The organism is Streptomyces sp. NBC_00457 (assembly GCF_036014015.1).
Lineage (GTDB): Bacteria > Actinomycetota > Actinomycetes > Streptomycetales > Streptomycetaceae > Streptomyces.
In genome coordinates this window covers 5,219,213-5,242,079 of record NZ_CP107905.1, presented here as the reverse complement: position 1 = coordinate 5,242,079, position 22,867 = coordinate 5,219,213, and the positions used below count along the sequence as shown (strand labels likewise).

The window sequence follows — 22,867 nt, the reverse complement described above, 5'->3', positions numbered from 1 at the left end:
ACCGCGCACACCCGGCCCGACAGGGCCGAGGCGTGGCCTAGGCTGCCGAGCGCCATGGAGTTCCAGTTGCTCGGTCCGTTCGCCGCCCGCCACGAGGGACGACAGGTGCTGGTGGGCAGCCGCCGCCAGGAGCGGTGCCTGCTGTCGGTCCTGCTGCTGCACGCCGGCCGCGCCGTGACGACCGAGCGCCTCATCGACCTGCTGTGGAACGGCGACGGGCCCGCCTCTGCCCGCGGCACCCTCCACACCTACATAGGTCGACTGCGTGCTGCTCTCAAGCCGTACGGAGTGCCGGTCGAAACCCGGCATGACGGCTACGCCGTCGAGCAGGGCCCCCATGCGATCGACGCCCAGGAGTTCACCGTCCTCGTCCGGCAGGCGGCGGATGCCGGTGATCCCGCGGAGCGAGTCCGTCTCTACGACCAGGCCCTCGGGCTGTGGCGGGGCCCGCTGCTCGCCGACGTGGCCGACGACCGGCTGCGCACCCGCCTCGGCGGTTCCCTGGACGAACTGCGCCTTTCCGCCGTGGAATCGCGAGCGGAAGCGCAGCTGATCATGGGTCTTCACGACCGCGTCGTGGCGGATCTGACGCCGCTGGTCGAGAAGCATCCAGCGCGGGAACGGCTGGTCGCCGCCCAGATGACCGCTCTCTACCGCGGCGGCCGCCAGGCAGATGCCCTCACGCTGTACCGCGGCACGCGAAAGGCGCTGGTAACCGAGTTCGGCATCGAACCGGGCGCAGAACTGCAGACGCTGCACGACCGCATGGTGCGTGGCGACCACCGGCTGGACCGGCCTCCCGGACCCGTGTACGCCGTGCGGGTCGACGACCAATGGCTGCCATGGAGCACGAGCGGACACCCCGCACTGGAGTTCTGCAACACCTACGCGGGCTGGGGCCGGGGCGAGGACCGGCTGCCGGGATCGGAGTGGCTGCGCGGCTACGCCACCCTCGCCGTATGGGCCGGCCATATGGACCTGATCGAGGAGCGCTCGGTCACTCGCCTGCGTGAACAGGCGCTACGACAGCCCGACGAGGCCGCCGCCGCGCTCACCGAGGCTCGCCGCTTTCGTACGAACCTGTACACCTGCCTGACCGGCCCGGAGGACGCCCGTGCCTTCAAGGTGGTGGCAGGCACGGTGGAGGACGCTGCCAGGCACTCGGTCTTCACCCGTGGCGAGGACGGCCTCGGACACTGGCACCCCGCACCCTCCGCGGGCTTACGGCTGCCCCTCTTGGCGGTGGCCCGCAGCGCGGGCGAACTGCTCGCGGATCCACGGCACTTCACGGTCCGCAGCTGCCCCAGTGAGGACTGCGGCTGGCTGTTCCTCGACGCGAGCGGGCGGCGCAGATGGTGCAGCTTGGCGACCTGCGGCGACGCCCGCCTGCCCACCGACCGCCGCGGTTGAGCTTGCGTCGTGAAACCGATCGGTTTACCACGCTGAAAACCGATCGGTTTCTCGTTCTCCGGAGAGAGTCGTGACTGTTTTGAAGGGCGCGAACCCGCCCGCGACCCGCGCACCGTGACGCACCCGGACGCGGTCCCGGTGGCGCTGGAGGTCACCGACCCGGCCTCGGTGGCGGCCGCCGCCGCACAGGCGCAGGACGTCACCGTGCTGATCAACAACGCCGGCGCGTCGGTCGGTGGGTCCTTCCTCGACTCCCCGGTCGACGACGTACGCCAGGAGTTTGAGACCAACTTCTACGGCCCGCTCCTGGCCGCCCGGGCCTTCCTGCCGGTCATCGAGCGCAACGGCGGCGGCCACCTCCTCAACGTGCATTCCGTGCTGTCCTGGATCGCGCTCGGCGGCTCCTACAGCGCGTCCAAGGCCGCCCTGTGGTCGCAGACCAACTCCCTGCGCCTCGAACTCCAGCCGCGTGGCATCGCGGTGACCGGACTGCACGTCGGCTACGTCGACACGGACCTCGCGGCCGGCGCCCTGGCAGGGCTGTACCCCCAGCTCGCCAAGTAGCAGTGAACACCAGTTTTCTGAGACCGGAGAGGGTATTAGCAATGAGTGCGAATTCCGAGAAGAAGAAGTTTTAGGCCCTGAATATGTTCGGCGTGGTCGACGTGGAGAAATACCTTGCGTATTTCAGCCGCTTGCCCGAAGCGGCTCCGCGTTATGGTGGCCGAATGGTGGCGTTCGGCCGCTTCCGGGACAAGGTGGCCGGTGCCCTCACGCAACGGCAGGTCCTGTTCCTCGTTGAATGGGAGTCCGAAGAGGCGTTCAACAGTTTCCGGGACGATCCGGAATTGGCCGACTTGCATCCGCTGCGGGAGAGCGGGACGGCGTCCTATATCTGGCAGACGTTCGATGGTTCCGATATGAGTGACCCCGCCGACGGAGTCGGTGGGCCCTTTCGCTGTCCGGAGGCCTGCGTCAGTCGGCCAGCTGGTTCATCTTGCGGATCTGTTTGTCGAATACCACGGCGGGAGCGAGGCGGCGCAGTATGCGTGCGCGTCCGGCCAGGGGGCCGGCGGTGTAGCGCGGCTTCGGCTTCGTGTCGGTCGCTGCCGCCACGATCGCCTTGGCGACGACCGCGGGGGCGTCGCCGCTCCTGACGGCCTCCGCCATGACGCGGTCGACGGTCTGCCGCTGCTTGGCGTACGCGTGCAGGGGAGTGTCGGGCTTCGCGCTGTTGGCCTCGAACCCGGTCCTGGTGTAGGCGGGTTCGACGATGAGCGCCCGGACGCCGTGGTCACGGATCTCGTGGTCCAGGGACTCGGTGTAGCCCTCGATCGCGTGCTTGGAGGCGGCGTAGGCGGCCATGTAGGGCTGGGGCAGGAACCCGAGCACGGACGAGATGTTGATGACGCGCCCGCGTCGCTGAGCGCGCATGTGCGGCAGGACCTCGTTCACCATGCGCATGACCCCGAAGACGTTGGTGTCGAAGACGGACTGTGCCTGCTCGACGGAGGTTTCCTCCGCCGCACCCATCGAGCCGACGCCGGCGTTGTTGACCAGGACGTCGATCCGCCCGAACCGCTCGCTCACCTCCTGGACCGCCGCGGCGACCGAGGCGTCACTGGCCACGTCGAGCCCGAGGAACGTCACACCGCCGAGCGGGGCGACGCGCGAGGTGTCACGGCTTGTGCCTACGACGTCGAATCCGGCTGCGACCAGTGCGAGCGCGGTTTCCTTCCCGATGCCGGATGACGCACCCGTCACGAGTGCCACCGGCCGATCTGTCGTCATCATGGACTCCCGCGCTCGTTCGAAACCGATCGGTTTCCCCTACCGTAAACCGATCGGTTTCAGCGTGCAAGTCCTCGCCCCGAAACGCTCCTGATGCAGTGTTCTGGACGGGTGACGTGTCAGCGCACGCCCGCCGCGTCGAGCAGCGTGGTCACTGTGGGCGCCACAAGCCCCGGAAGTTTGTCGGCTCCGATTCCCGCGCGGGCGCTCGCGCCGTCGAAGACCAGGCTGAGCTGCCGGGCCAGCAGATCGGGATCGCTTGCTCCGCCCTGTTCGGCCTCGGCGCGGAAGAAGGCGGTCAGGTTCGCCTTGACCTCATGGGCGACCCGGCTCGCGGGGTGGCTCTGGTCCTTGAGTTCGATCTGCACGGCCAGGTACCGGCAGCCTCGGAACTCGGGCGCCCCTGCCTGCGATTCCACCTGCTCGAAAACGTGCAGGATCCGCTCGCGGGGTGACCGGCCGTCGTCCGTCGCAGGCAGGAGAGTCGCCACGTAGGCGGAGGTGCGCTCCTTCAAGCTTGCTGCCAGGAGTTCGTCCTTGCTCTCGAACAGCTGGTACATGGAGCGCTTCGACACCCCGGCCGCCTTGCACAGCGCCTCGACGCCGATGTTGACGCCGTCGCGGTAGGTGAGCGTGGCCGCTGCCTCGAGCAGTCGCTCCCTGGGGCTCAGTTTCACTTCGGTGGTCATACCGCGAGGTTAACCCGAAGCGGATGAAAAGAAAACCGATCGGTTTCCGGGGTTGTGGAAGGGGTGGCTGCCGCTCATGACGTACGCGTCTCTCGGTCGGTGGACGCGGAGCGCCTCGCCGGGGGATGCCAGCCGCCGGTGACTTCCTTGACGGGCTTGTGGGGGAAGCGGCGTTGGGCGTACTCCTGCGCGTGGGAGCCGGGCAGGACGTACAGCGTCTCCTTCTTGTCCTGGAGCGGTCGCAGCACGGTGTCCATGAACGTCTTGCGGTCGTCCAGGTACGGGCCCAGGACGTCCTCGCCGGCGGGGCAGACGGCGAGGCAGTAGCCGGACTTGTAGCCGGGGGGTGAGGACAGGCTCTGCCACATCGAGGCGTTCTCGGAATCGCTGACCCGGGAGCGGTAGTCGGCGGCGTCCTCGCTGTCGGCCACGGTCTGCGCCCAGTCGGTGAACCCGCTCATGAACTCCCGGTAGTTGTGCGTGGTGCAGGCCAGCGCGTCGAAGGCGCCGTCCTTTGCGATGGCGCCGACGGGGCAGGCGGCGACGCACAACTTGCAGTCGATGCACGGGTTGTAGTCCAGCGCCTGCCCGTACTCGCTCACCTCCGCGTCCACCAGGACGGTCACGAGCAGGATGAAGCTGCCGAACTTCGGGTGGATGACGTTGCGGTGCAGGCCCATCACACCGAGCCCGGCGGCCACCGCGACCGTCTTGTGCGCCACCACCCAGATCCGCTCACTGGGGAAGCGGTCCATCTCCTGGGGGAAGCCGACGGACGGATTGAGCGCGCGGTGTCCGGCGTCCTGGAGGGCCTGGGTGACGCTGCGGGCGGCATGGTTGGCCTGCTCGTCGGCCTGGTGGAACTCCTGGTTGGCCACGCTGCGGGCGGGGGAGCGGCAGTTGTCGCGGTTCATCCGGACCGCCATCGCGATCAGGGTGCGGGTGCCGGGCAGCGCGGACTGTACGTGCTCGCGCTCACCGGCCAGGTCGGGGTGGTCCAGGCTGACCGCGGCGACGTCGTCCGCCCCGGCCGTCAGGCACAGCTCGCGCAGCCAGGCCGCGTCGATCACCGCCGGCGGGCGCGCGACGTCACCGGCCGCGCGCCGGGCGAGTACGGCCTGTACCGACGGGTGGGCCGCCAGCTTCGCCGGAAGCCGGGGAGGAGTGGGTTGTCCCTCGGTGTCGCGCGCGGTAGTCATCCGTGCTCCTGGGGATGCGGGTACGAGGCTCGCCACCACGGGCGAGAAACCGATCAGTTTCACCACCGTAAACCGATCGGTTTTCGCGCGCAAGCCCAACGTGCAAGCCCAACGCGCAGGCCCAACCCGCAAGTCCAACGCGCAAGCCCAAGCGCCGAGCCTCTCCTCCGGACCGTCGATCGGGTTCCTCGCGGACGCCGGCGATGATCGATCGCCAGGCGATCAGGGCTCAGCGCGCGAGTCAGGCCGTGGTGCCGGCCCTCGGCCAGGCAACTGGCCTGGGAGTCATGGGAGTTGCTCGGTCGCCGGGGGTCGGCTGCGACTCACCGAGCGCATCGCTCGCCGCAGCTGCTCGTCACGCGATGCGTCAGCGCATGTCCGCCGCATCCAGCAGGGTGGCCACGGTGGGCGCGATGAGCCCGGCCTGCGTGTCGGCTTTGATTCCCGCACGGGCGCTGGCGCCGTCGAAGACCAGGATCAGCTGCCGGGCCAGCAGGTCCGGGTCGCTCGCCCCGCCCTGTTCGGCCTCGGCGTGGAAGAAGGCCGTCAGGTTCTCCTTGACCCGACGGGCCACCCGGCTCGCGGGGTGGCTCGAATCCTTGAGCTCGATCTGCACGACGAGGTACCGGCAGCCCTGGAAGTCGGGTGCACCCGCCTGCGCCTCCGCCTGTTCGAAGACGTGCAGGATCCGCTCGCGGGGTGGACGGTTGTCGTGCGCCGCGGGAAGGAGTGCCGTCACATAGGCGGAGGCGCGTTCCTCCAGGCTCGCCGCCAGCAGTTCGCCTTTGCTCTCGAACAGCTTGTACATGGAGCGCTTGGACACCCCCGCCGCCCTGCACAGCGCGTCGACGCCGATGTTGACGCCGTCGCGATAGGTGAGCGTGGCCGCTGCCTCCAGCAGTCGCTCTCGGGAGCTCGGCATTGCTTCGGTGGTCATATGGCGAGGTTAACTCGATTCCGGCCCATTGGAAACCGATCGGTTTACGATGAGGCGCTGAGCGGAAGCGGTAGAAGCCGGGCGGCGTTGCGGTGAGCTGCTGTGACTTCCCCGGTGGCACCCCCGAGGGCCGGCGTGTGTGTCCACCGGCCCTCGGAAATCCAGCCCACCTCGTGCGTGCCCTCGATCGGCGATGACCGGGGCGCAGGGCATTGCTCGCCACGGTGGATTCAGGCTCAGTGGGCGATCACAGGCTCACCCTCCGACGGCGCCAGGGCTGAATTCGGCATCAGGAACGCCGTGAGCACCGCACCGACCACGAAGATCCCGGCGCCCCACGCCAGGGTGGCCGTGTAGCTCTCGACCCCGGCCTGCGCCACGGTCAGCGCGCCCGGCTTGTGCGAGGACAGGTAGTCGGTCGCGGCCGATGAGGCGACGGTGGTCAGCAGTGCCGTACTGATCGAGCCGCCCACCTGCTGACTGGTGTTGATCAGAGCCGAGGCGACGCCCGCGTCCTCGTGGTGCACGCCCGCGGTCGCACCCTGGAACGCGGTGGTCATCACCGCACCGATACCGAGACCCAGCAGGATCATGCCCGGCATGATGTCGGCGACGTAGCCGCTGTCCAGCGTGAGCCGGGTCAGCAGGGCCATGCCGGATGCGGAGACCAGGAAGCCCGCGCTGACCACGACCTTCGGGCCGACCCGGGGCAGCAGCAGCGACGGCACCGTGGTCGACGAGGCGACGATGCCCCCGACCATCGGCAGGAAGGACAAGCCGGCCTCGATCGGCGAGTAGCCGATGCTGGCCTCCAGGTAGTAGGTCAGGAACAGGAAGATCGAGAACATCCCCATGCCCAGGACGAACACGGCCAGGAACGAACCACCCCGGGTCCGGTCCAGCACGACTCGCAGCGGCAGCAGCGGATGCGCGACCCTGAGCTCCAGCCAGGCGAACACCGCGAGCAGCACCACGCCGCTGATCATGGAGCCGAGGGCGACCGGGTCGGTCCAGCTGGTGGATTCGACGTGCGCGAACCCGTAGACGATGCCGAACAGCGCGGCGCTCACCACGACGGCGCCAGGAATGTCGATCTTGGGTCGCTCGGTGACCACGGGCTTGGCCAGCAACAGCAGCGCACCGACCAGCGCGACGCCCGCGAAGATGACGTTCACGTACATCACCCAGCGCCACGACGCCCATTCGGTGAGCATGCCGCCGAGCAGGAGTCCGACCGCGGCGCCCGCACCGGACAACGCACTGAAGATGCCGAAGGCTTTCGGCCTTTCGGCCGGGTCGGTGAAGGTCACGCTGAGCAGGGAGAGCGCCGCGGGCGCGAGCAGCGCGGCGAAGAGGCCCTGGGCCACGCGTGCCGCGACGAGTATCTCGAAGCTGCCGGCCGCGCCGCCGACGACGGAGGCGACCGCGAAACCGGTCAGGCCGGTCACGAAGGTCGTACGTCGGCCGAACAGGTCACCGAGTCGGCCCCCGAGCAGCAGTAGGCTGCCGAACGCCAGGGCGTACCCCGTGATGACCCACTGCCGGCTGCCGTCGCTGAATCCGAGGTCATGCTGCGCTTCGGGTAGCGCGATGTTCACGACGGTCGCATCGAGCGTGACCATGAGCTGCGCCACGCCCAGCACGACGAGCACCCACCAGCGCACGGCATGTGAGCCGCGGCGGCCCGAGTCTGTTTTCCCGGAGGCGGGCGCCCCGCGGTCGAAGGTGGTACTCACTTTTCCCCTTAGTCACTGGTCATGGACCGACGATCGGCTGGAAACCGATCTGTTTCCACATAGGGAAACAGATCGGTTTCCGGGGCGCAAGTGAGAGTCGGTGGACCCGGGGCTCTGCCGGGCTTGCGCCTTGAGACTGATCGGTTTACGTTGATGGAAACCGATCGGTTTCTCGCTCTTCGGAGAGAGTCAGGACCGTTCGGTGCTCGCCGACGACATCTCACGGCAGGTCGAGGCGGGCCTCGCCGGCGACCTGGCGGCGCTGTACGCCCAGTTGGCGAAGAAACCCCTTCACACCCAAGGAGTCGGCGAGATGCCCAGCCACGAGTCACGTCCCACGATTCACATTCCGGGGACCACCAGCCACACCATCGCCCCGCGTGCGGGATCGGGCGGCCGCGAGGGAACGCTGCGTTACCTCAAGGCGGGCACCGGCGCCCCTCTGGTCCTGCTGCACACCGTGCGCACCCAGGCCGAGCACTTCCGCCACCTCATCCCGCTGATCGCGGACCGGTACACCGTGTACGCCCTCGACCTGCCGGGGATGGGCTACTCCGAGATCGTGCCCGGCGCGTCCTACGACGAGCCGGCCATGCGCGCGGGCGTCGAGCGGCTCCTCACCGAACTCGACCTCGACGACGTGACGTTGGCCGGGGAGTCCATGGGTGCGGTGCTCGCCCTGACCACCGCGGCTGAGTTGCCGGAGCGGGTACGGCGTGTCGTCGCGGTGAACACGTACGACTTCCGCGGCGGCATCGCCCGGTCGAGCCTTCTCGCTCGTGTGGTGGTCAGCGGTGTCCTCGCGCCCGGCGTGGGCCCCGTGATCGCCGGGGTGGAGCCCAAGCCGGCCCTCCGCAAGATCCTGCAGGGCGGGCTCGGCGACAAGAGCGCACTGCGGGAGGACTACGTGGACGAGCTCCTCCAAGTGGGCAGCCGCCCCGGCTACCCGACCGTCGCCCGGGCCGTGTACCAGAGCCTGCCCAGCCTCATCGCCGCCCGCTCGCGCTACCGCGAGGTCAAGGCGCCCGTCCACCTCGTCTACGGGGAGAAGGACTGGTCCCGGCCCTCGGACCGGCAAGCCAACAAGCAACTGCTTCCGGCCGCCGACTTCACCCAGGTCCCCGACGCAGGCCACTTCATCGCCCTGGAACGACCCGACGTCCTGGCCGACCTGTTGAACGCGGTGGCCTGACCCCGGGGACCTCTGACCTACTGCGCGCAGATGCGGACCGGCCCGGCGGCGCGGGGCCGGTGTCGCTGAGCCGGCTGCCGTACGGCAAGCAGATCCCCATGATGACCGTCATGCTCGATCCGCCGGCGGCTGGCGGCGCGGGTTCATGGTGGTCATCCAGGACACCCCCAGTGGATGGCGACACCGTCGAAGCCGCCGGAACTGAAGGACCTCGCGCCGATGATCACTGCCCGGCGGCGCGATCGAACCCCGGCCTCACTGCGCTCTGCTCTCGGTCGGCTGGCTTGCATGTCCAGCTCGGAGAGCGCTACGCGAGTGCAGAGCCATCCGGCGAAGCATCTCGCCTGTACCTGGCTCACTTGCCGGCTTCAGGGCCGTACCACTGGAGTGCCTGTCCGGTGACGGAGGCGATGCACTCGAAGTCCCGGTCACGGTGCAGAAGAGTCAGCCCCTGCAACTCGGCGGTGGCGGCCACCACCAAATCGACGGCTCCGGCGCTGCGGTGCTGTCCGCGCTGGGTGAGGACATCCTGGACCCGCCAGGCGCGGTCGTAGGCACGGTCGTCGACCGGCACCCAGCCGAAGAGCAGGCGCATGTCTTCGATGCCTTGTGCGCGGTCGGCGGCGGAACGTGCGCTGTAGAAGAACTCCAGCTCGGTGATGGGGCAGGTGGCGATGAGCCCGGCGGCTGCCGCCTGGTCCCATCCGTACGGCTCGGCGTCGCCGCGCAGCATGCGCGCGAGGGCGCTGGTGTCGATGAGGTACTGCGCGGCGTTCACCGGCGGTAGTTCCCCTTGTCCTCGAAGAGATCGAGGTCGAAGGCGCCCTCTTCCGCTGACGCCCGCAGGCGGGTGAGCGCCAGGGCCCGCCGCCGGTTCTCGAGCACCTCACGCAGCGCGGTGTTCACCGTCTCCTTCTTGGTGCTGGTGCCGAGGGCCTTGGCCACCTCGGCGACCAGCTGATCGTCGAGGTCGATCACGGTTCGGCTCACGCGTGCACCTCCATGGATATCATTGACGCCATCGATTATATCTCGCTCGGTCGCCAGTGTGGATTCGGGGACTCGATGCCTGACTGCCGGCAACGCGTTTCAGCAACAGGATCGGCGGATCAGCCGCGATCGTCGCTTCGGCCGCTGTGCGCGGCACGCACTTCGGGCAGGCTCATGGAGATCGCCTGCGCGAAGTCGGCGAGGCGGGTGGTCACGCTGCTCAACTGTTCCGAAAGGCGGTCGTACTCGGCCATTTCGGTCGAGGTCCAAGGACCCTCGTTGTCCTCCATCTCCGAGATGCGCTGTCCCGCCAAAGCCGCTCGGATCACTGCCTCGGCAGTAGTTCGCAGGCGTTCCGCGGCATGTTCCGGCGTACGGGCCAGGAGGAGGTCCAACTCCTGTGGTTCGGGGAGAGCCGGGATGCGGTGCTCGATCCAGAAGTCGCCCCAGAGGCGTTGTCGCCTGGCCTCCGGCTCGTCGTCGGGGAGGATCGGGGCGTCGCCTGTCCCGTTCGGCACGCCCAGGAACGCGCTCAAGTCCAAGAGCTGACGTGTGTGCTCGTCCACCGTGGGCAGGAGAGCCAGCTCCTCCTTGGTCATCAGAGTGCCCGGCGCCGCCCCACCCACGCGTGCCCGCACGATGGGCGTGCCGAGCACCGAGGATTTCCACGCCGCCATCGCCACATCGGTCCACCAGCTGACGAACTCGCGCGCGGCATCCCGGTATCTCTTCGCAGAGTCGGTGGCCAGTTGGAGACGGATCGACAGCAGTACGCGCTCCGGGCGGTAGGGCAAGCTCGGGTGCCCCGCGCGGTCCCGGATCTCGGCTTCGCTGAGGTCGTCCCATTCCTCCATGCGCTGTTGCGCAGCCTCGCACTCCTGGAGAAGGGCGGTCGAGGCGCGGGCCATGGCGGACAGCGTCTCGTCGATCTCGTCCGCTGTCATCTCGGCCGCGGCCTCGTATACCGCGAACTCTGCTGCCGGTGATGCTGGTTGGCCGTCCAAACCGAACTCCCATGACGAGGAAAACGGCGCTGCGCAGCGCCGCTGCGCCGGGACCGTAGTCGCTCTGGCAGTGGTAGACGCCGGAATCAGTGGAAGACGGGAAATCCCGACGCCACCCTGGTAAAGACAAGGCCGCGTTCCAGCGGCCCCTCCGAGTGGGACGCCCTCCAACGGCACGTGCCCGCTGCGGTGACGAGAATCGAACTCGCGCTCTCAGCTGGGAAAGCTGCGATCATTTGCGCTCGGCTCCAGTCCTGACCTGGGGTGAATGGTCGGGCACGGTCTCGTGGAGCTTGGCCGCTTTCCCCGTGGTTCTCCGTGGCTCCCCGCGCGTTCTGGTGCGCTTGTGGTGCCTGCCGTCGTCGTCCAGCACTCGGTGGTGCCTATCGCTTCTGCGCCCGGTAGCGCTTCATTAGGGCGGTGATCCGAGCTGGGTCCGCCTGACCATTGAGCTCGGCCAAGAGGTCGTCGGGGCACAACTCGTAGAGATCGCCCCACCATCGACGGCCTCGGTTGTCCCAGATGCGGTAGCCGCCCGGCACCCCTCTGGCCACATAGCGTCTCCTGCTCACCGTCCCCCAGCTCCCCGCACAGCTCGTGCCGTTGTCCAACCTCGTCCCCGGCGCAGACCATACGGAGGCGGGGGCCGTCGGGCGAGGCGATATGCGACAGCCGGCCAGCATGCCTTCCAACTGTGTTGGTGGGGCGCTGGGCTGCGTGCATTGGCGTTCACCTGGGTCATGGGTGACCGGACTCTGTGTCTGGTCGGGTTCGTGGCCTCGGCTGAGCGGTCGTGAACTGGGCTGAGTGAGACGGAAAATGAGACGGGCGGACATGCCGCCGACGTGGCCCCTGCCTTGATCTGGCGCCGAGATCACATGGGACCATGGGGGTGTGCAGACCATGGCGGACCTCCGAGTGCTACTCGACTCGCTCGCCAAGGAGGACGGCGTCTTCAGTCGGGTTGAGAGAGGCGACGCGGGCTCCATCGAGGAGCATGTGTACGGCTTGGTCCTCCATGCACAGGAAGCATGGGCGTCCTACGCGATCGAAGGCGCGCGGGGGCCTGCCTCTCCTGCCGACATCAGCGGCGCTCTGAAGGTCATCAGCAGACAAGAGGCTCTGACCGTCATGACCTACTTGTCCGCTGGTGATCTGGTCTTCCCCGGTCGGCTGCGTCGTGACCGCGAGCACGCCCTTCACGCTGCTGAGCGAGTGATGAGACTGATGGGATGGGACTCCATGTGGTGGACGAACATCGAACCATCCGATACGGGTCATAAGTGGAGCCCCGTTTCCCGGTTCTCGTTCGATGGTGTGGTAGTCGGCGTAGGCAATGGCGTGATCCTGGCCTTGCTCCAGGTAGGCGAAGACTGACACATGGGCGTGTTGCGGATCCGACGACCGCTTTAGGGGCGAGGCTGGGCGATCACGGGCGTGACCTGCGGATTCCCTGCCTTGGGAACAAGCCGGCGGTATCGCCCTGGCGAACCGGGTTCCCCGTGAACCCCCGTGCGTTCTGGCACGCGAGTGGCACGGCCCGGGGACCGTGCCACGACCCCTCGATGCAAACTACCGGCGGGGCGGTCGCTGAGGCCTGCCGGGCTGGCCAGAGGTGGTCTTGCGGGCGATGGGGGGCGCCATGGTTGCTGTCGACGATGCTGCTCCGGGCCGGTCGAACCGCAGTTGACCGCGGTTGTCCGTTCTTTCGGGCACGCTGTGGGCACGGCGTCGAAGACCGATCGGCAGAGCCTGCGTGCGAAGGCTCTGCACTTGGCTCGGCTGGTGCGGACCTCCAACTCGAGGGTTCATTCGCGCGCGTGCACATGGCTTCCGGTGACGTGCGCTCCTGCTACGGGATGGCCTCGTGACGGCGGCGATCCGCACTACGAGGTAGGTCGTCGACCGGTACCCAGCCGAACACAGGCCGGCTCGGTGACGGGCCGGCCGCCACCTCCGCCGGCGGCTTCGTCGACGTGCGCTGACCTCACCTGGGTGGGTCCCGGACCGGCTACCGCCTCGGTCCCGCGAGGGCGTAGGCCGCGGTGCCGGCGCCCCAGAGGAGCAGGGCGGCCCAGGTGCCCGCCGGTGTTCCGGGCGGCAGCAGCATCCAGGTCGCCACCTGTGTCGGCGTACTCGTGGCGGGCGGGGCGAGGAGCGAGAGCGAGAGCCAGGCGAACGGCAGCGTCCATGCGTACTGGCCGCCCGACAGCGCCGCGCCCAGGGCGGCCAGTCCCATCAGGCCCGCGCTGTCCCGGACGACGAACGCGGTGGTGGCCATGGACTCCCCCATCGTCTGCGCCGTCAGCAGCACGGCGGCGACGACCGCGCCGGCGAGCAGCACGTGCGCCGCTCTGCGGGTCACCCAGCGGATGGCGGCCGTCCGGTCCAGCGCGAGGTCCTGGCCGCTGAGCCCGATCGAGGCTGCCATCGTCCCCGTAGCGAGGACGAGCACGGGCAGCCGCGGATCACCGGGTCCCTCGCCCCCTTCCCGGGCGAGTGCCCACGCCGCCACCGTGCTGATCACCACGGCGGCGAGCGAGGCGGGTACCTGACGCGAGCGCGCGTACAGCATCAGCCATCTCACCCGGACGCACCGCCTTTCAGCGCTTCGTACACGTCGCCCTCGCAGGAGAGCGCGGCGGCGCGCATCGCGTTGATCCGCGAGAGCTGTTCGGCCGGCGGCAGCGCTTTGAGTTCCTTCCAGATCGGGCGGGCCTCGGCGTCGACCCCGCCGCCCAGACTTGCTGACGTCGTGCCGGGCAGCGACCTGAGGTCCCCGAGGACCCAGCCCACGGCGACGGTCTGCGCGGCGCCGTCTCCCGCGCCGCTCCAGCCGACGGGGGTGCACCCCGGCACCATGCCCTTGGCGATCAGGGCCCAGGTCAGCTCCCCGCCCTTCGCGGCGGCGATGAGGTCGTCGTCGAAGTCGAAGAGCACGGTCTTGCGGGACCACTGCGGCGTGGAGCCTTCCGGCAGTACGGCGGCGTTCTCCCGTACTGAGACCGGTGCCTGGCTGCCCAGCGCACCGTGCAGCAGGCGCAGCGCCTCCTTACCGGGACCCGCCAGGTCGGCGAGCCGTGCCTGCTGCGTCTTGGTCACGCACACCGGGCCATCGCAGACCAACTCCGCGGCGGCCTCGTCGACGACATGGATCCGGCGTGGGTCGGAGGGAAGGACGAGCAGGGCGAGCGCCGCGCCCGCCAGAGCGGGTGTCAGGGCGATCAGCCGGGTGCGCGGAGTCGCGGCGACCAGCAGCGCGAAGCCGGCCGCGGCCAGGCCGAGCAGCCAGATCGTCTGTCCGACGTGCACGGAGGCGGAGAGCGTGACGAGCACGTCGCGCACCTCCTGCACCGCCGGTGACAGCAGCGAGACCTGGTTCGGCTCCGTGGTCGAGACCCCCTCCGCCGTGGTCGTCTCCGTCCGGCCCAGCGACATGTGCATGAGGGCCGTGAACACGAAGGCGCCCATGGCCAGCAGCGGCGGGGTGAGCACGGACGGCAGGGCACGCCCGGCCCCCATGCCCAGCACGGCACCCGCGACGAGGGAGAGTGCCCCCACCAGCGAGATCGGCAGCCACCCGAGGTGCGTGTACCCGGTGTTGGCGAGCACCTGGACCCCGCCCACAAGGACAAGGAGCGCCCAGGCCGAGGCCAGCGTGATCGCCGTCGTGCCCGCGAGCGTGGCCGCGCGGTGCCGGGCGGGCCTCGGTGTGCTCGTCAGCAGCTCGGACATCTTCGAGCGGTGGTCGCGCATGCCCTGCAGCGCTCCGAGCCCCACGGCCAGCGGCCACAGGTAGAACAGCATGCCGCGGGTCCACAGGGCCAGGGACGTCCACTGGACAGTCCAGGCCGTGGTGCCCCACCCGGCGCCCACCACGTACAGGAACGCCAGTGCCGTCGTCAGGACCACGGCGCCGGCCCACGGGGCGACGGAGCGCCTCAGCTCGATGCGCAGGACACGGACGTTCACCAAGTCCCCCTGGTCTGCTCGGGGTTGAGGAGCAGCGCCGAGTAGCCGCGTTCCAGCGGGCTGTCGCCCACATGCTCGGGGCCGCCCGCCGCGGCCAGTTCGTCCGGAGTGCCCTGGAAGACCAGCCGGCCCTCGGCGAAGAGCACCACGTCGGTGCAGGCGGCAGCGACGTCCTCGACCAGATGGGTCGAGACGACCACGCACGTGTCCTGGCCCAGCTCCTGCAGCAGCTCGCGGAAGCGCAGCCGCTGTGCCGGGTCCAGGCCGACCGTCGGTTCGTCGAGGAGCAGGATCGTCGGGTCGTTGACGATGGCCTGGGCGATGCCCACCCGCCGCACCATGCCGCCCGACAGCGACTTCATCCGGTCGTCGGCGCGGTCCGCCAGACCCACCCGCTCCACGGCGCGCTGCACCGCCGCCGGTATGTCCGCCTTCGGCACCTCCTTCAGCCACGCCATGTACTCGACGAACTCACGCACCGTGAAGCGCTTGTAGTAACCGAACTCCTGCGGCAGATAGCCGATCCGGCGGCGCAGCGCCCGGTGCTCGCCCATGCCGCCCGCGGACTCGCCGAGCAGCTCCAGGGTGCCCTCGGTAGGGCGCAGCACGGTGGCCAGCGCCCGGATGAGGGTGGTCTTGCCCGCCCCGTTGGGTCCGAGCAGACCGTGCACTCCGGTGCCCAGCGACAGGTCGAGCCCGTCCACGGCCATCCGTTTCCTGCCGACCTTGACCTTCAGCCCGGTGGCCTGGATCTCCCAGGCGTACGCCGTCGGTGCGATGTCGGCCGCGCTCACCGCGGACGTCATGTGGTGTTCCTTTCCGATGGTCATCGATGGGCTCCCAGCACGGCGTACGCGCCCCTGCGGGCGATGACGACACCGATGCCGAGCGCGAGGATCAGCCCCCACACAGGCAGAACACCCGTCTGCAGGGCGAAGGTCATACGGCTGGCGGCCAGGGTCGGCGCCACGACCACGGCGGCCCACACGCCGGCCAGCACGACGGCGGCACGGGTCACACCGATGACACCGCCGAGCGCCAGGGTCGTCGCGGTGAAGGCCAGACAGGGCAGCAGCCACTGGGCCACCATCACCCCCGTCACCCATCCGCCGACCAGCAGCGCGGGGACGACCACGCCGAGCACGGACGCGGTGCGCCGCAGCACCAGATAGAGACCGGCCCTGGGCACCGAGGCCGTCAGCTCGTACGCCGGGTCCAGACCGCGCGACCACGACGCCGCGACGCCGAGCACGGGCAGGACCGGCGCGAACAGCAGCACCAGCGACACCTCGCCGGAACCGGAACCGTAGCCGGAGCCGGTGTCGGCCAGGTCGAGCAGCAGCGCGAGCAGTGTCACGCCCACGACCATGGCCAGCCACGGCACCATCGTGGGCGTCATCCATCTCGACAGCCGCGCCGACCAGCGCCGTCCGTGCGGCATCGTGGCGGTGACCGCCAGCTGGGGTTCGAGGCCGGACCATACGGTGTCGACCAGCGACGCCACGGCGGGCACCTCGGCACCGACGGCGGCAGACAGCCGGTCACGGCACACCCGGCACGCCTCCAGATGGGCCTCCACAGCCCACACCTCGTCGGCGGCGAGGTCCGTGCCGCCGCGCGCGTAACCCTCGATGACCCGCATCGACGCGTGTTCCACACTCATGCCAGCGCCCTCCGCATCGCGATCCGAGCCCGGCGGGCACGGGTCTTGACCGTGCCCTCGGGCAGCCCGAGCAGGACCGCGGTCTCCCGGACGGACAACCCGTCGAGCACCATGGCCTGCAGTACCTGCCTGAGTTCCGGTGCAAGGCGCCGCAGGGCGTCACCGACATCCCCGCCGACGGTCGCCGCGAGCGCCTCCTCCTCGGCGGCGGGCGCCGCGTCGGGGAGAGCGGCGGCCGGCGGCGGCTCGGCATGGTGGGCCCTGCGCCGGAAGGCGTCGACGAGGCGGCGTGCCGCGATCGTCCACAGCCATCCGGCAGCGGTCCCGCCCACCGAGGCCCCCGCGAACGCGCCCGCCGCTCGCCACACCGCCAGATACGTCTCCTGCATGACCTCGGCGACGATCTGCTCGTCGGCACAGCGACGGCGCAGCCGCACCGCCATCCACGGTGCGGTGCGCCGGTACAGCTCCTCGAACGCCGCGCGGTCCCCCTTGGCCACCAGCCGGACGAGACGCTCCTCGTCCAGCTCGCCCGGTGCCTTCCTGACTGATCTCACACCGGCTAGACGCCGGGCCCGGACCGCCGGTTTTCCCTTCGGCGTGAGCCCCGTCACATACTCGGTTCAGGCGTCCTTACTTACCGCGGTCGTCGTGAATGCCGGTTCGGGCGTCGACGCACAGTAAAGGCGCAGGCCAGCATGCCGAGGCCCCAGGCGATCAAAAGGGCACCCCACAGCGGCATGGTCACTTCTGGGATGAGAAGGCGGATCTCGACGCTCGTGCGGTTCTCGAAGATGAAGACCAGAGCGATCGCGGTGATCAGAACGAACGGTGCGAGGCGGCGTACGCCGGGGCGGGAAAGGAACGGCGTGTGAGCCTTGTGATCTGTGCTGGTCTCGGCCATGAGGTGCGCCTCCATCACGTGCCCCTGCATCCAGGGTCCCCTTTCACCACGTGGCACGCCACCGAAGGGACCGCGGGGGCACGACGCCGCGGATCGGCGGGATACTGGTGAGCCGAAGGCCGATGCCTCGGTTCCTGTCGCGCGGGCGGCTGACAGCCGGTTTCGGCGGACCGGTCGTGCAGATATCGGGACCCTTCCAGGGGGGTGAGAGTTTTGCCGACGGCCTCGCAGATGTTCCGGATCGCGCGGGCCGGGTCGGGCAGGTCGACCTTCCACAGCCCGACGGAGTCGCCCGTGCTGATGGCCAGAGTGCGTCCGTCCGGGCTGAACGCCACTGCTGCGGGCGAGCTGGTCGGCAGGGTGGTTCGGATCTGGCTGGTGGCGAGGTCCCACAGCTGGACTCCTCTTGCGCTGCCGGCGGCCAAGGTGCGTCCGTCGGGGCTGAAAGTCAGCGACGCCACCTCGGTGCTGACACTGAAGCTGTCTCGGAGCTGACCGGTACGCGCGTCCCATGTCTTCACCAAGCCGCTGTAGCCGCTCGCTGTGGCCAGGGTGTGCCCATCTGGGCTGAACGCAAGGGACTGTGAGCTCCTGGCACTCGCCTCGATGGTGTGCTGTGTACGGCCGTTGGCGGCGTCGAGCAGCGTGAGCTGGTCGCCGCCGCGGGCCTCGACGTGAACGACGGCGAGTGTGCGGCCGTCCGGGGCGAATGCCACCGCCCTTACGGGTCGGTCGCGGCCGGTGCGGATGGTGTGCAGCGCGCCGGTTGAAAGGTGCCAGATCCGCACCGATCCCTCCCAGCCGACGATGGCCAGCCGCATCCCGTCGGGGCTGAAGACCGCCGTGTAGATGGCCCCCAGGGCACGGCTTTGACGAAGGCGGCCCGTGGCAACGTCCCGGACATCAATCACCCTCTTCTTGGTGGCCCAGACAGCCAGAGCGCGCCCGGTCGGGCCGAACCCCACAACCCTGAGGCGGGAAACCGGGTCGCGCAGTTGCTTTCCCTGGAGTGCTGAGTCGGTGTCGAGCGCCAGTGTGGCTTCGCGGTCGCCCGTACTGACATCCCAGAGCTGTGCCGACCCACGGCCGGGCGGCCCTTGGTGAACCGTGGCCACCGAGCGTCCGTCCGGACTGAATGCCAAGTCGGAGACAGAGGTGTCAGCATGGCCTGACAGAGTGGTCTGCGGGCGATCAACAGTTGGTCGGTGGATGCGGACGTCGGGGCCCCCGTTGCTGCCGGTCACCAGGGTCCGGCCGTCCGCGCTGAGGGCCACTTTCATGGCCCCGCGTCCGTGGTGACCGGCGGTCACGGTGGCCAGCTCAGTGCCGGAGGCGGTGTCCCACAGTCGTACCGTGCCCTCACGGCCGGGGATGGCGAGGGTCCGCCCGTCCGGAGCGAAAGCCATTCCGTCCAACCCGCTGGCACTGTCCCTGATGGTGCGCCGGACGATGCCAGTCGCCGTCTCCCGCAGTTGCACCGAACCGTCGGCGCGGACAGCCGCGTATGTCCGGCCGTCAGGGCTGAAGCCCACCGCCTCGCCCTCAATCTGGTCGTCGTTGGCGGTCCGGGTGCGGCCGGTGGCCAGGTCCCACACCCGCACCCGTCCGCCGTTCACCACGGCGACGGTACGTCCGTCAGGGCCGAAGGCGACCGCACGCGGGTCGACGAGTCTGGTGAAGCTGTGCCGCTTGCGACCGGTGGCGACGTCCCATACCCGTACGGCACTTACGGAGGAGGCGGCCACGGTACGACCGTCAGGGCTGAAAGCCATGCCGCGTACCGCACCGTCGGGGATGGTGAAGGTTCTGAGTTTCCTGCCGGTGACCGGATCCAGGAGGGCCACCACCACGTCGTCGGCAGCGACGGCAGTGATGGCGAGGGTGCGTCCGTCGGGGCTGAACGCCGCGATGTTGCCGCCGTCGTAGCCGGCGAACGTGTGCCGCAGCCGGCCTTCAGGCAGATCCCAGATCCGCACCTTGCCGTCTCGGCTGTTGGCGGCGACAGTGCGTCCGTCCGGGCTGAGGGCGATGGCGTCCACGGGCTTGGTGCCGCCGGTCAGGCGCTTACGCAGCGGTAGTGCGGCAGCGGCGTACAGGGCGGCCGTGGCTTCGCGCGTCGGGCTGGTGCGATACGCGTGGACGGCGAGCAGTGCGGCGAGGTCGGGTTCGGAGTCCAGCAGTGCGCCGGACTGGGCGGCCAGTTGCCGGGACTGGGCCAGGTGCTGGGCGGTGACCGCGCTCTGCCACTGCCGCACGGCCAGGCCGGCGGCGACGAGTGCGAGGCACAGGGCGGCGGTGACTGCGGTGAGCACCAGCCGGTAACGGCGACGGCCCTTCTGTTCGTGGGCGCGGCTGGCGTCGAGGAAGGCGTGCTCCAGGTCGGTCAGGTCCTCGCGCGGTACGCCGCCGAAGTGTTCCTGAGCGACGGCGAGCCGGCTTCCCCGGTACAAGGCGCCCTTCTCGCGGTTCAGTTCCTGCCAGGCCTGGGCTGCCTCGGTCAACGCCCGGTGCAGACGCAGGCGTTCGCGGTCCTCCTCGATCCACCTGCGCAGCCGGGGCCAGGCCGTGATCAGGGCCTCGTGGGCCATCTCGACCGTGTCGCCGTCCAGAGTGAGCAGCCGCGCCCCCGCGAGTGCCTCCACCACCTGGGCGGTCTCCTCCCGTCCGGTGCCGGGCAGTTCCGCACGCTCGACGGGACGGCGGGTGTCGGGCGTGCCCTCACCAGGGGCGATCAGCCGCAGCAACACCCGGCGGGCGGCAGCTGCCTGGCCCTCGGTGAACCGGCCGTAGACCTTCTCGGCGGTCTTGGCGATCGCGCCGTCCAGGCATCCGGCCGCCTCGTACCCCGCCATGGTCAGTGTCTTTCCGCGGCGCCGACGCCAGGTCTCCAGCAACGCGTGGGACAGCAGGGGCAGCCCGCCCGGCGCATCGGCGACCTCCTTGACCAGCCGGGTGGTAAGGGCGCGTTCCACGGTCAGTCCGGCGGCCGTGGCCGGCTTGACGACGGCGTCGCGCAGTTCCGCCGGGCTCATCGCACCGGCCAGCAGGTTGGCGTCGCGCAGTGCGTCGGCCAGGTCGCGGTGCTCGGCGCAGCGGCCGTAGAAGTCGCCGCGCACCGCCAACAGCACCCGTAAGCGGCTCTCGGGCTGCCGGGCGGCCAGCAGCAGGTCGATGAAGCGGACACGCTCGGCGGCATCGCGGCAGAGGGTGAAGACCTCCTCGAACTGGTCGACGATCACGAACGTGTCTGCCCCGGCGCTGCCGTCGCCGGGAACTGCGGGTGTGAGGAGGGATGCGTGGGTGCGGGCGGGGCGGTCGCCCGGGGTCAGGATCCGGATCGCGGCCGGGCGCAGGTCCGGGTCCTGAGTCTGCCGGAGTACGGGTATCAGGCCGGCCCGCAGCAGGGAGGACTTACCGCTGCCGGAAGGGCCGAAGACCGCCGCGAACCGACGACGGCGCAGCAGGTCGATCAAGTCCGCGGTGAGCTGTTCCCGGCCGAAGAACAGGCCGCTGTCACCGCTCTCGAACCGTGCCAGACCCCGGTACGGCGTGAGTGATCCGTCGTCGTCCCGAGAGCCGTCACCGGCGGACTCCTCCACCGCCTCCTTCCACCGGGCCTCCCATTCCGCCAGGTCTCCACCGCACGCCCCCACATAGGCCAGGGCCACCGGCAGCGTCGGCAGTTGCTCGCCCGCCGCCGCCTGCGACAGCGTGGTCACCGAGTAGCCCGCCCGCTGGGCCAGAGCCCGGTACGTGATCCCGCCGGCTTCCGCCCGCAGCTTGCGTAACTCGGACGCAAATCGCTGCACCGGACCCGACTCCGGATCAACCGGCACCTCACGACGACCCGCCACACCCCTCACGCCCCCCAGCCACCTCATTGTTCGGCCGCCAGAACGGTACTGCCGAACAATGCGCCGGCCGCTGAACTCGGTGATGTTGAGCGGCACGGGGGACCGCTCCGCGGCCGCACCACAACCAACCCACCGGACACCTCACCGAAGAGGACGCTGCCTGCGCATGCAATCGCCACCCCTCACACCACGATTACTTGCAGCCATCACGACGGCCGGTTCGTCGCGGCTGGGCTGGCTGGACGCGTTACGAGGCATCGCCGCACTCGTCGTGGTGTTCGACCACTCGTCGTACACCTTCATGGCGGACTTCCGGGGGGAGTTGATGCCGCAGTTCAACACCAGCCGCTACGGCATCATGGTGTTCTTCCTGGTGAGCGGATACATCATCCCCGCGTCGCTGGAGCGCCGGGGCTGTATCCGTACGTTCTGGATCGGACGGCTCTTCCGTGTGTACCCGCTGTGGGCGGCTGTCGTCACGGTGCTCCTTGCCGTCGACCTCTCAGGCATCGCGGACATGCGCGACTTCGGCGAGCAGAGCGCTGCCGCCGTCGCTGTCGCCCACGCCACCATGCTCCAGGAGTTGCTGGGGACACCCAATCTCCTGCTCATCCTGTGGACGCTCTCCTACGAGATGTCCTTCTACCTGCTGGTCGTCGCTCTTTTCACGGTCCGCCTCCACCAGCAGTCCGCGGCGATCGCTGTCATCTTGACCGTTCTCGCCGCCGCGAGCGTGACAGCAGGGGTGGCGCTGCCGCCCTCTGCCCTGTCCAGCCTGGTCGGCACCGGCCCGCTGATCGCCTTCGCCACCATCGCCATGGGTGTCGCCATCTGTTGCACGAGCGCCAGGTCATCCGTGCTTCGAGGAGTCGGGGGTGTGTTGGGCGGCGTGCAGGCGCTCGTCCTGGTTTCGTTCAACGGCACTGTCCCGCTGTGGGAGAGCCTGGTGATCCTCGCCGTGATGTTCCTCGGCACCGCCGTCCACCGTGCCGAGAACGGGCAGAGCACCTGGCGGTGCGCGGCGGGCACTGCCGTCGTGGTGGTCGCCTGTGCCGTGGGGAGTGCGTACCGGTACGGCGACGGTGACCATTTCACCCGGCGCGGCTGGATCACCGCGTTCCTGCTGGCCGTACTCACCTTCGGCGCCGGACTGGCGTCGCGTCGCCGGCGCGTACCGCGGATACTGACCGGACTGGGAGCGATCAGCTACTCGGTCTACATGGTGCATCCAGTGCTGCTGGCAGTGATCGACAGCACGATCGGCCGACGACGGCAGGACGATCTCGCGCTCGAAGCGGCGTTCTTCACCGTGCTGTTGCCTCTGTGCGTGCTGACCTACCGCTACATCGAAGCGCCGAGCCAGACCTGGGGCCGCAGCTTGGCACACCGCGTGCAGCCACGGGCACGCGGAGGGCATGCAACCCTCAAATTGGACTAGACAACGAACAAACCCCAGGCCAATGTCCTGGGGTTTCATCATGGAGCGGGTGACGAGAATCGAACTCGCGCTCTCAGCTTGGGAAGCG

At 69.4% G+C, this 22,867-nt stretch carries 20 protein-coding genes and 2 pseudogenes; 6 read left to right on the top strand and 16 right to left on the bottom strand.

The features are described from left to right. Positions 1-54 precede the first annotated feature (54 nt). The 3 genes and pseudogenes from OG828_RS23805 to OG828_RS49600 form a co-directional block, all read left to right on the top strand. Positions 55-1,410: a BTAD domain-containing putative transcriptional regulator gene (locus OG828_RS23805; RefSeq protein ID WP_328502267.1), complete on the top strand. Its 1,356-nt coding sequence runs from the start codon at positions 55-57 to the stop codon at positions 1,408-1,410. A gap of 96 nt (positions 1,411-1,506) precedes the next feature. Beyond that, positions 1,507-1,935 (top strand): annotated as a pseudogene (locus OG828_RS23800) (SDR family NAD(P)-dependent oxidoreductase); the annotation flags it as partial. A gap of 122 nt (positions 1,936-2,057) precedes the next feature. Beyond that, positions 2,058-2,282: pseudogene (locus tag OG828_RS49600) on the top strand (DUF1330 domain-containing protein); the annotation flags it as partial. 103 nt (positions 2,283-2,385) lie between these two features. On the opposite strand, the gene OG828_RS23795 reads toward OG828_RS49600, so the two are convergent. The 5 genes from OG828_RS23795 to OG828_RS23775 all read right to left on the bottom strand — a co-directional run bounded on the left by OG828_RS23795 (position 2,386) and on the right by OG828_RS23775 (position 7,762). Then, positions 2,386-3,201 (bottom strand): oxidoreductase, encoded by an 816-nt coding sequence (locus OG828_RS23795; protein WP_328504926.1) that lies wholly within the window; start codon positions 3,199-3,201, stop codon positions 2,386-2,388. A gap of 119 nt (positions 3,202-3,320) precedes the next feature. Next, positions 3,321-3,890 carry a TetR/AcrR family transcriptional regulator gene (locus tag OG828_RS23790; RefSeq protein WP_328502266.1) on the bottom strand — a complete coding sequence of 190 codons (570 nt, stop codon included), beginning with the start codon at positions 3,888-3,890 and terminating at the stop codon, positions 3,321-3,323. Positions 3,891-3,964: 74 nt separating this feature from the next. Further along, positions 3,965-5,089, bottom strand: coding sequence for a 4Fe-4S binding protein (locus OG828_RS23785; protein ID WP_328502265.1), 1,125 nt, complete (start codon positions 5,087-5,089; stop codon positions 3,965-3,967). Between the two features lie 367 nt (positions 5,090-5,456). After that, a complete protein-coding gene (locus tag OG828_RS23780) occupies positions 5,457-6,026 on the bottom strand; it encodes a TetR/AcrR family transcriptional regulator (protein ID WP_328502264.1) in 570 nt (189 codons plus the stop codon). Between the two features lie 236 nt (positions 6,027-6,262). Then, on the bottom strand, positions 6,263-7,762 hold the full coding sequence (locus tag OG828_RS23775; protein ID WP_328502263.1) for an MFS transporter: 1,500 nt from the start codon (positions 7,760-7,762) through the stop codon (positions 6,263-6,265). Between the two features lie 313 nt (positions 7,763-8,075). On the opposite strand from OG828_RS23775, the gene OG828_RS23770 reads away from it, so the two are divergent. Next, entirely contained in the window at positions 8,076-8,954 is an 879-nt protein-coding gene (locus OG828_RS23770; protein WP_328504925.1) for an alpha/beta fold hydrolase, read from the top strand. Positions 8,955-9,309: 355 nt separating this feature from the next. Here OG828_RS23770 and OG828_RS23765 read toward each other — a convergent pair whose 3' ends face one another. The 4 genes from OG828_RS23765 to OG828_RS23750 all read right to left on the bottom strand — a co-directional run bounded on the left by OG828_RS23765 (position 9,310) and on the right by OG828_RS23750 (position 11,520). After that, positions 9,310-9,732: a PIN domain nuclease gene (locus OG828_RS23765; protein WP_328502262.1), complete on the bottom strand. Its 423-nt coding sequence runs from the start codon at positions 9,730-9,732 to the stop codon at positions 9,310-9,312. Next, a complete protein-coding gene (locus OG828_RS23760; protein ID WP_328360333.1) occupies positions 9,729-9,944 on the bottom strand; it encodes a type II toxin-antitoxin system VapB family antitoxin in 216 nt (71 codons plus the stop codon). The genes OG828_RS23765 and OG828_RS23760 overlap by 4 nt, the downstream gene beginning before the upstream one ends. Before the next feature lie 119 nt (positions 9,945-10,063). Then, entirely contained in the window at positions 10,064-10,948 is an 885-nt protein-coding gene (locus tag OG828_RS23755) for a hypothetical protein (RefSeq protein ID WP_328502261.1), read from the bottom strand. 383 nt (positions 10,949-11,331) lie between these two features. Beyond that, a complete protein-coding gene (locus OG828_RS23750) occupies positions 11,332-11,520 on the bottom strand; it encodes a hypothetical protein (RefSeq protein WP_328360327.1) in 189 nt (62 codons plus the stop codon). A gap of 322 nt (positions 11,521-11,842) precedes the next feature. On the opposite strand from OG828_RS23750, the gene OG828_RS23745 reads away from it, so the two are divergent. After that, positions 11,843-12,325, top strand: coding sequence for a hypothetical protein (locus OG828_RS23745; protein WP_328502260.1), 483 nt, complete (start codon positions 11,843-11,845; stop codon positions 12,323-12,325). Between the two features lie 634 nt (positions 12,326-12,959). On the opposite strand, the gene OG828_RS23740 is transcribed toward OG828_RS23745, so the two are convergent. The 7 genes from OG828_RS23740 to OG828_RS23710 form a co-directional block, all read right to left on the bottom strand. After that, positions 12,960-13,535 carry a hypothetical protein gene (locus OG828_RS23740; RefSeq protein WP_328502259.1) on the bottom strand — a complete coding sequence of 192 codons (576 nt, stop codon included), beginning with the start codon at positions 13,533-13,535 and terminating at the stop codon, positions 12,960-12,962. Then, complete coding sequence (locus tag OG828_RS23735; protein ID WP_328502258.1) at positions 13,532-14,920, bottom strand: hypothetical protein; 1,389 nt, start codon at positions 14,918-14,920, stop codon at positions 13,532-13,534. Before OG828_RS23735 ends, OG828_RS23740 begins: the two co-directional genes overlap by 4 nt. Further along, on the bottom strand, positions 14,917-15,750 hold the full coding sequence (locus OG828_RS23730; protein WP_328502257.1) for an ABC transporter ATP-binding protein: 834 nt from the start codon (positions 15,748-15,750) through the stop codon (positions 14,917-14,919). Before OG828_RS23730 ends, OG828_RS23735 begins: the two co-directional genes overlap by 4 nt. Continuing rightward, complete coding sequence (locus OG828_RS23725; protein WP_328502256.1) at positions 15,747-16,583, bottom strand: zf-HC2 domain-containing protein; 837 nt, start codon at positions 16,581-16,583, stop codon at positions 15,747-15,749. The genes OG828_RS23730 and OG828_RS23725 overlap by 4 nt, the downstream gene beginning before the upstream one ends. Next, entirely contained in the window at positions 16,580-17,140 is a 561-nt protein-coding gene (locus OG828_RS23720; protein ID WP_328502255.1) for an RNA polymerase sigma factor, read from the bottom strand. Before OG828_RS23720 ends, OG828_RS23725 begins: the two co-directional genes overlap by 4 nt. Before the next feature lie 80 nt (positions 17,141-17,220). Then, a complete protein-coding gene (locus OG828_RS23715) occupies positions 17,221-17,487 on the bottom strand; it encodes a hypothetical protein (protein WP_328502254.1) in 267 nt (88 codons plus the stop codon). A gap of 14 nt (positions 17,488-17,501) precedes the next feature. Then, the gene (locus OG828_RS23710; RefSeq protein ID WP_328502253.1) at positions 17,502-21,368 is read right to left on the bottom strand and encodes an nSTAND1 domain-containing NTPase; all 3,867 of its coding nucleotides are present in this window, start codon (positions 21,366-21,368) and stop codon (positions 17,502-17,504) included. 139 nt (positions 21,369-21,507) lie between these two features. Between OG828_RS23710 and OG828_RS23705 the strand changes: the two genes are divergently transcribed. Then, complete coding sequence (locus tag OG828_RS23705) at positions 21,508-22,779, top strand: acyltransferase family protein (RefSeq protein ID WP_328502252.1); 1,272 nt, start codon at positions 21,508-21,510, stop codon at positions 22,777-22,779. Positions 22,780-22,867 lie beyond the last annotated feature (88 nt).

What these genes read in the sequence shown, in the direction of transcription:
- OG828_RS23805 (WP_328502267.1), top strand. Translation starts at nt 55, where the DNA reads ATGGAGTTCCAGTTGCTCGGTCCGTTCGCCGCCCGCCACGAGGGACGA.
- OG828_RS23795 (WP_328504926.1), bottom strand. Translation starts at nt 3,201, where the DNA reads ATGACGACAGATCGGCCGGTGGCACTCGTGACGGGTGCGTCATCCGGC.
- OG828_RS23790 (WP_328502266.1), bottom strand. Translation starts at nt 3,890, where the DNA reads ATGACCACCGAAGTGAAACTGAGCCCCAGGGAGCGACTGCTCGAGGCA.
- OG828_RS23785 (WP_328502265.1), bottom strand. Translation starts at nt 5,089, where the DNA reads ATGACTACCGCGCGCGACACCGAGGGACAACCCACTCCTCCCCGGCTT.
- OG828_RS23780 (WP_328502264.1), bottom strand. Translation starts at nt 6,026, where the DNA reads ATGACCACCGAAGCAATGCCGAGCTCCCGAGAGCGACTGCTGGAGGCA.
- OG828_RS23770 (WP_328504925.1), top strand. Translation starts at nt 8,076, where the DNA reads ATGCCCAGCCACGAGTCACGTCCCACGATTCACATTCCGGGGACCACC.
- OG828_RS23730 (WP_328502257.1), bottom strand. Translation starts at nt 15,750, where the DNA reads ATGACCATCGGAAAGGAACACCACATGACGTCCGCGGTGAGCGCGGCC.
- OG828_RS23725 (WP_328502256.1), bottom strand. Translation starts at nt 16,583, where the DNA reads ATGAGTGTGGAACACGCGTCGATGCGGGTCATCGAGGGTTACGCGCGC.
- OG828_RS23715 (WP_328502254.1), bottom strand. Translation starts at nt 17,487, where the DNA reads ATGGCCGAGACCAGCACAGATCACAAGGCTCACACGCCGTTCCTTTCC.
- OG828_RS23710 (WP_328502253.1), bottom strand. Translation starts at nt 21,368, where the DNA reads ATGAGGTGGCTGGGGGGCGTGAGGGGTGTGGCGGGTCGTCGTGAGGTG.
- OG828_RS23705 (WP_328502252.1), top strand. Translation starts at nt 21,508, where the DNA reads ATGCAATCGCCACCCCTCACACCACGATTACTTGCAGCCATCACGACG.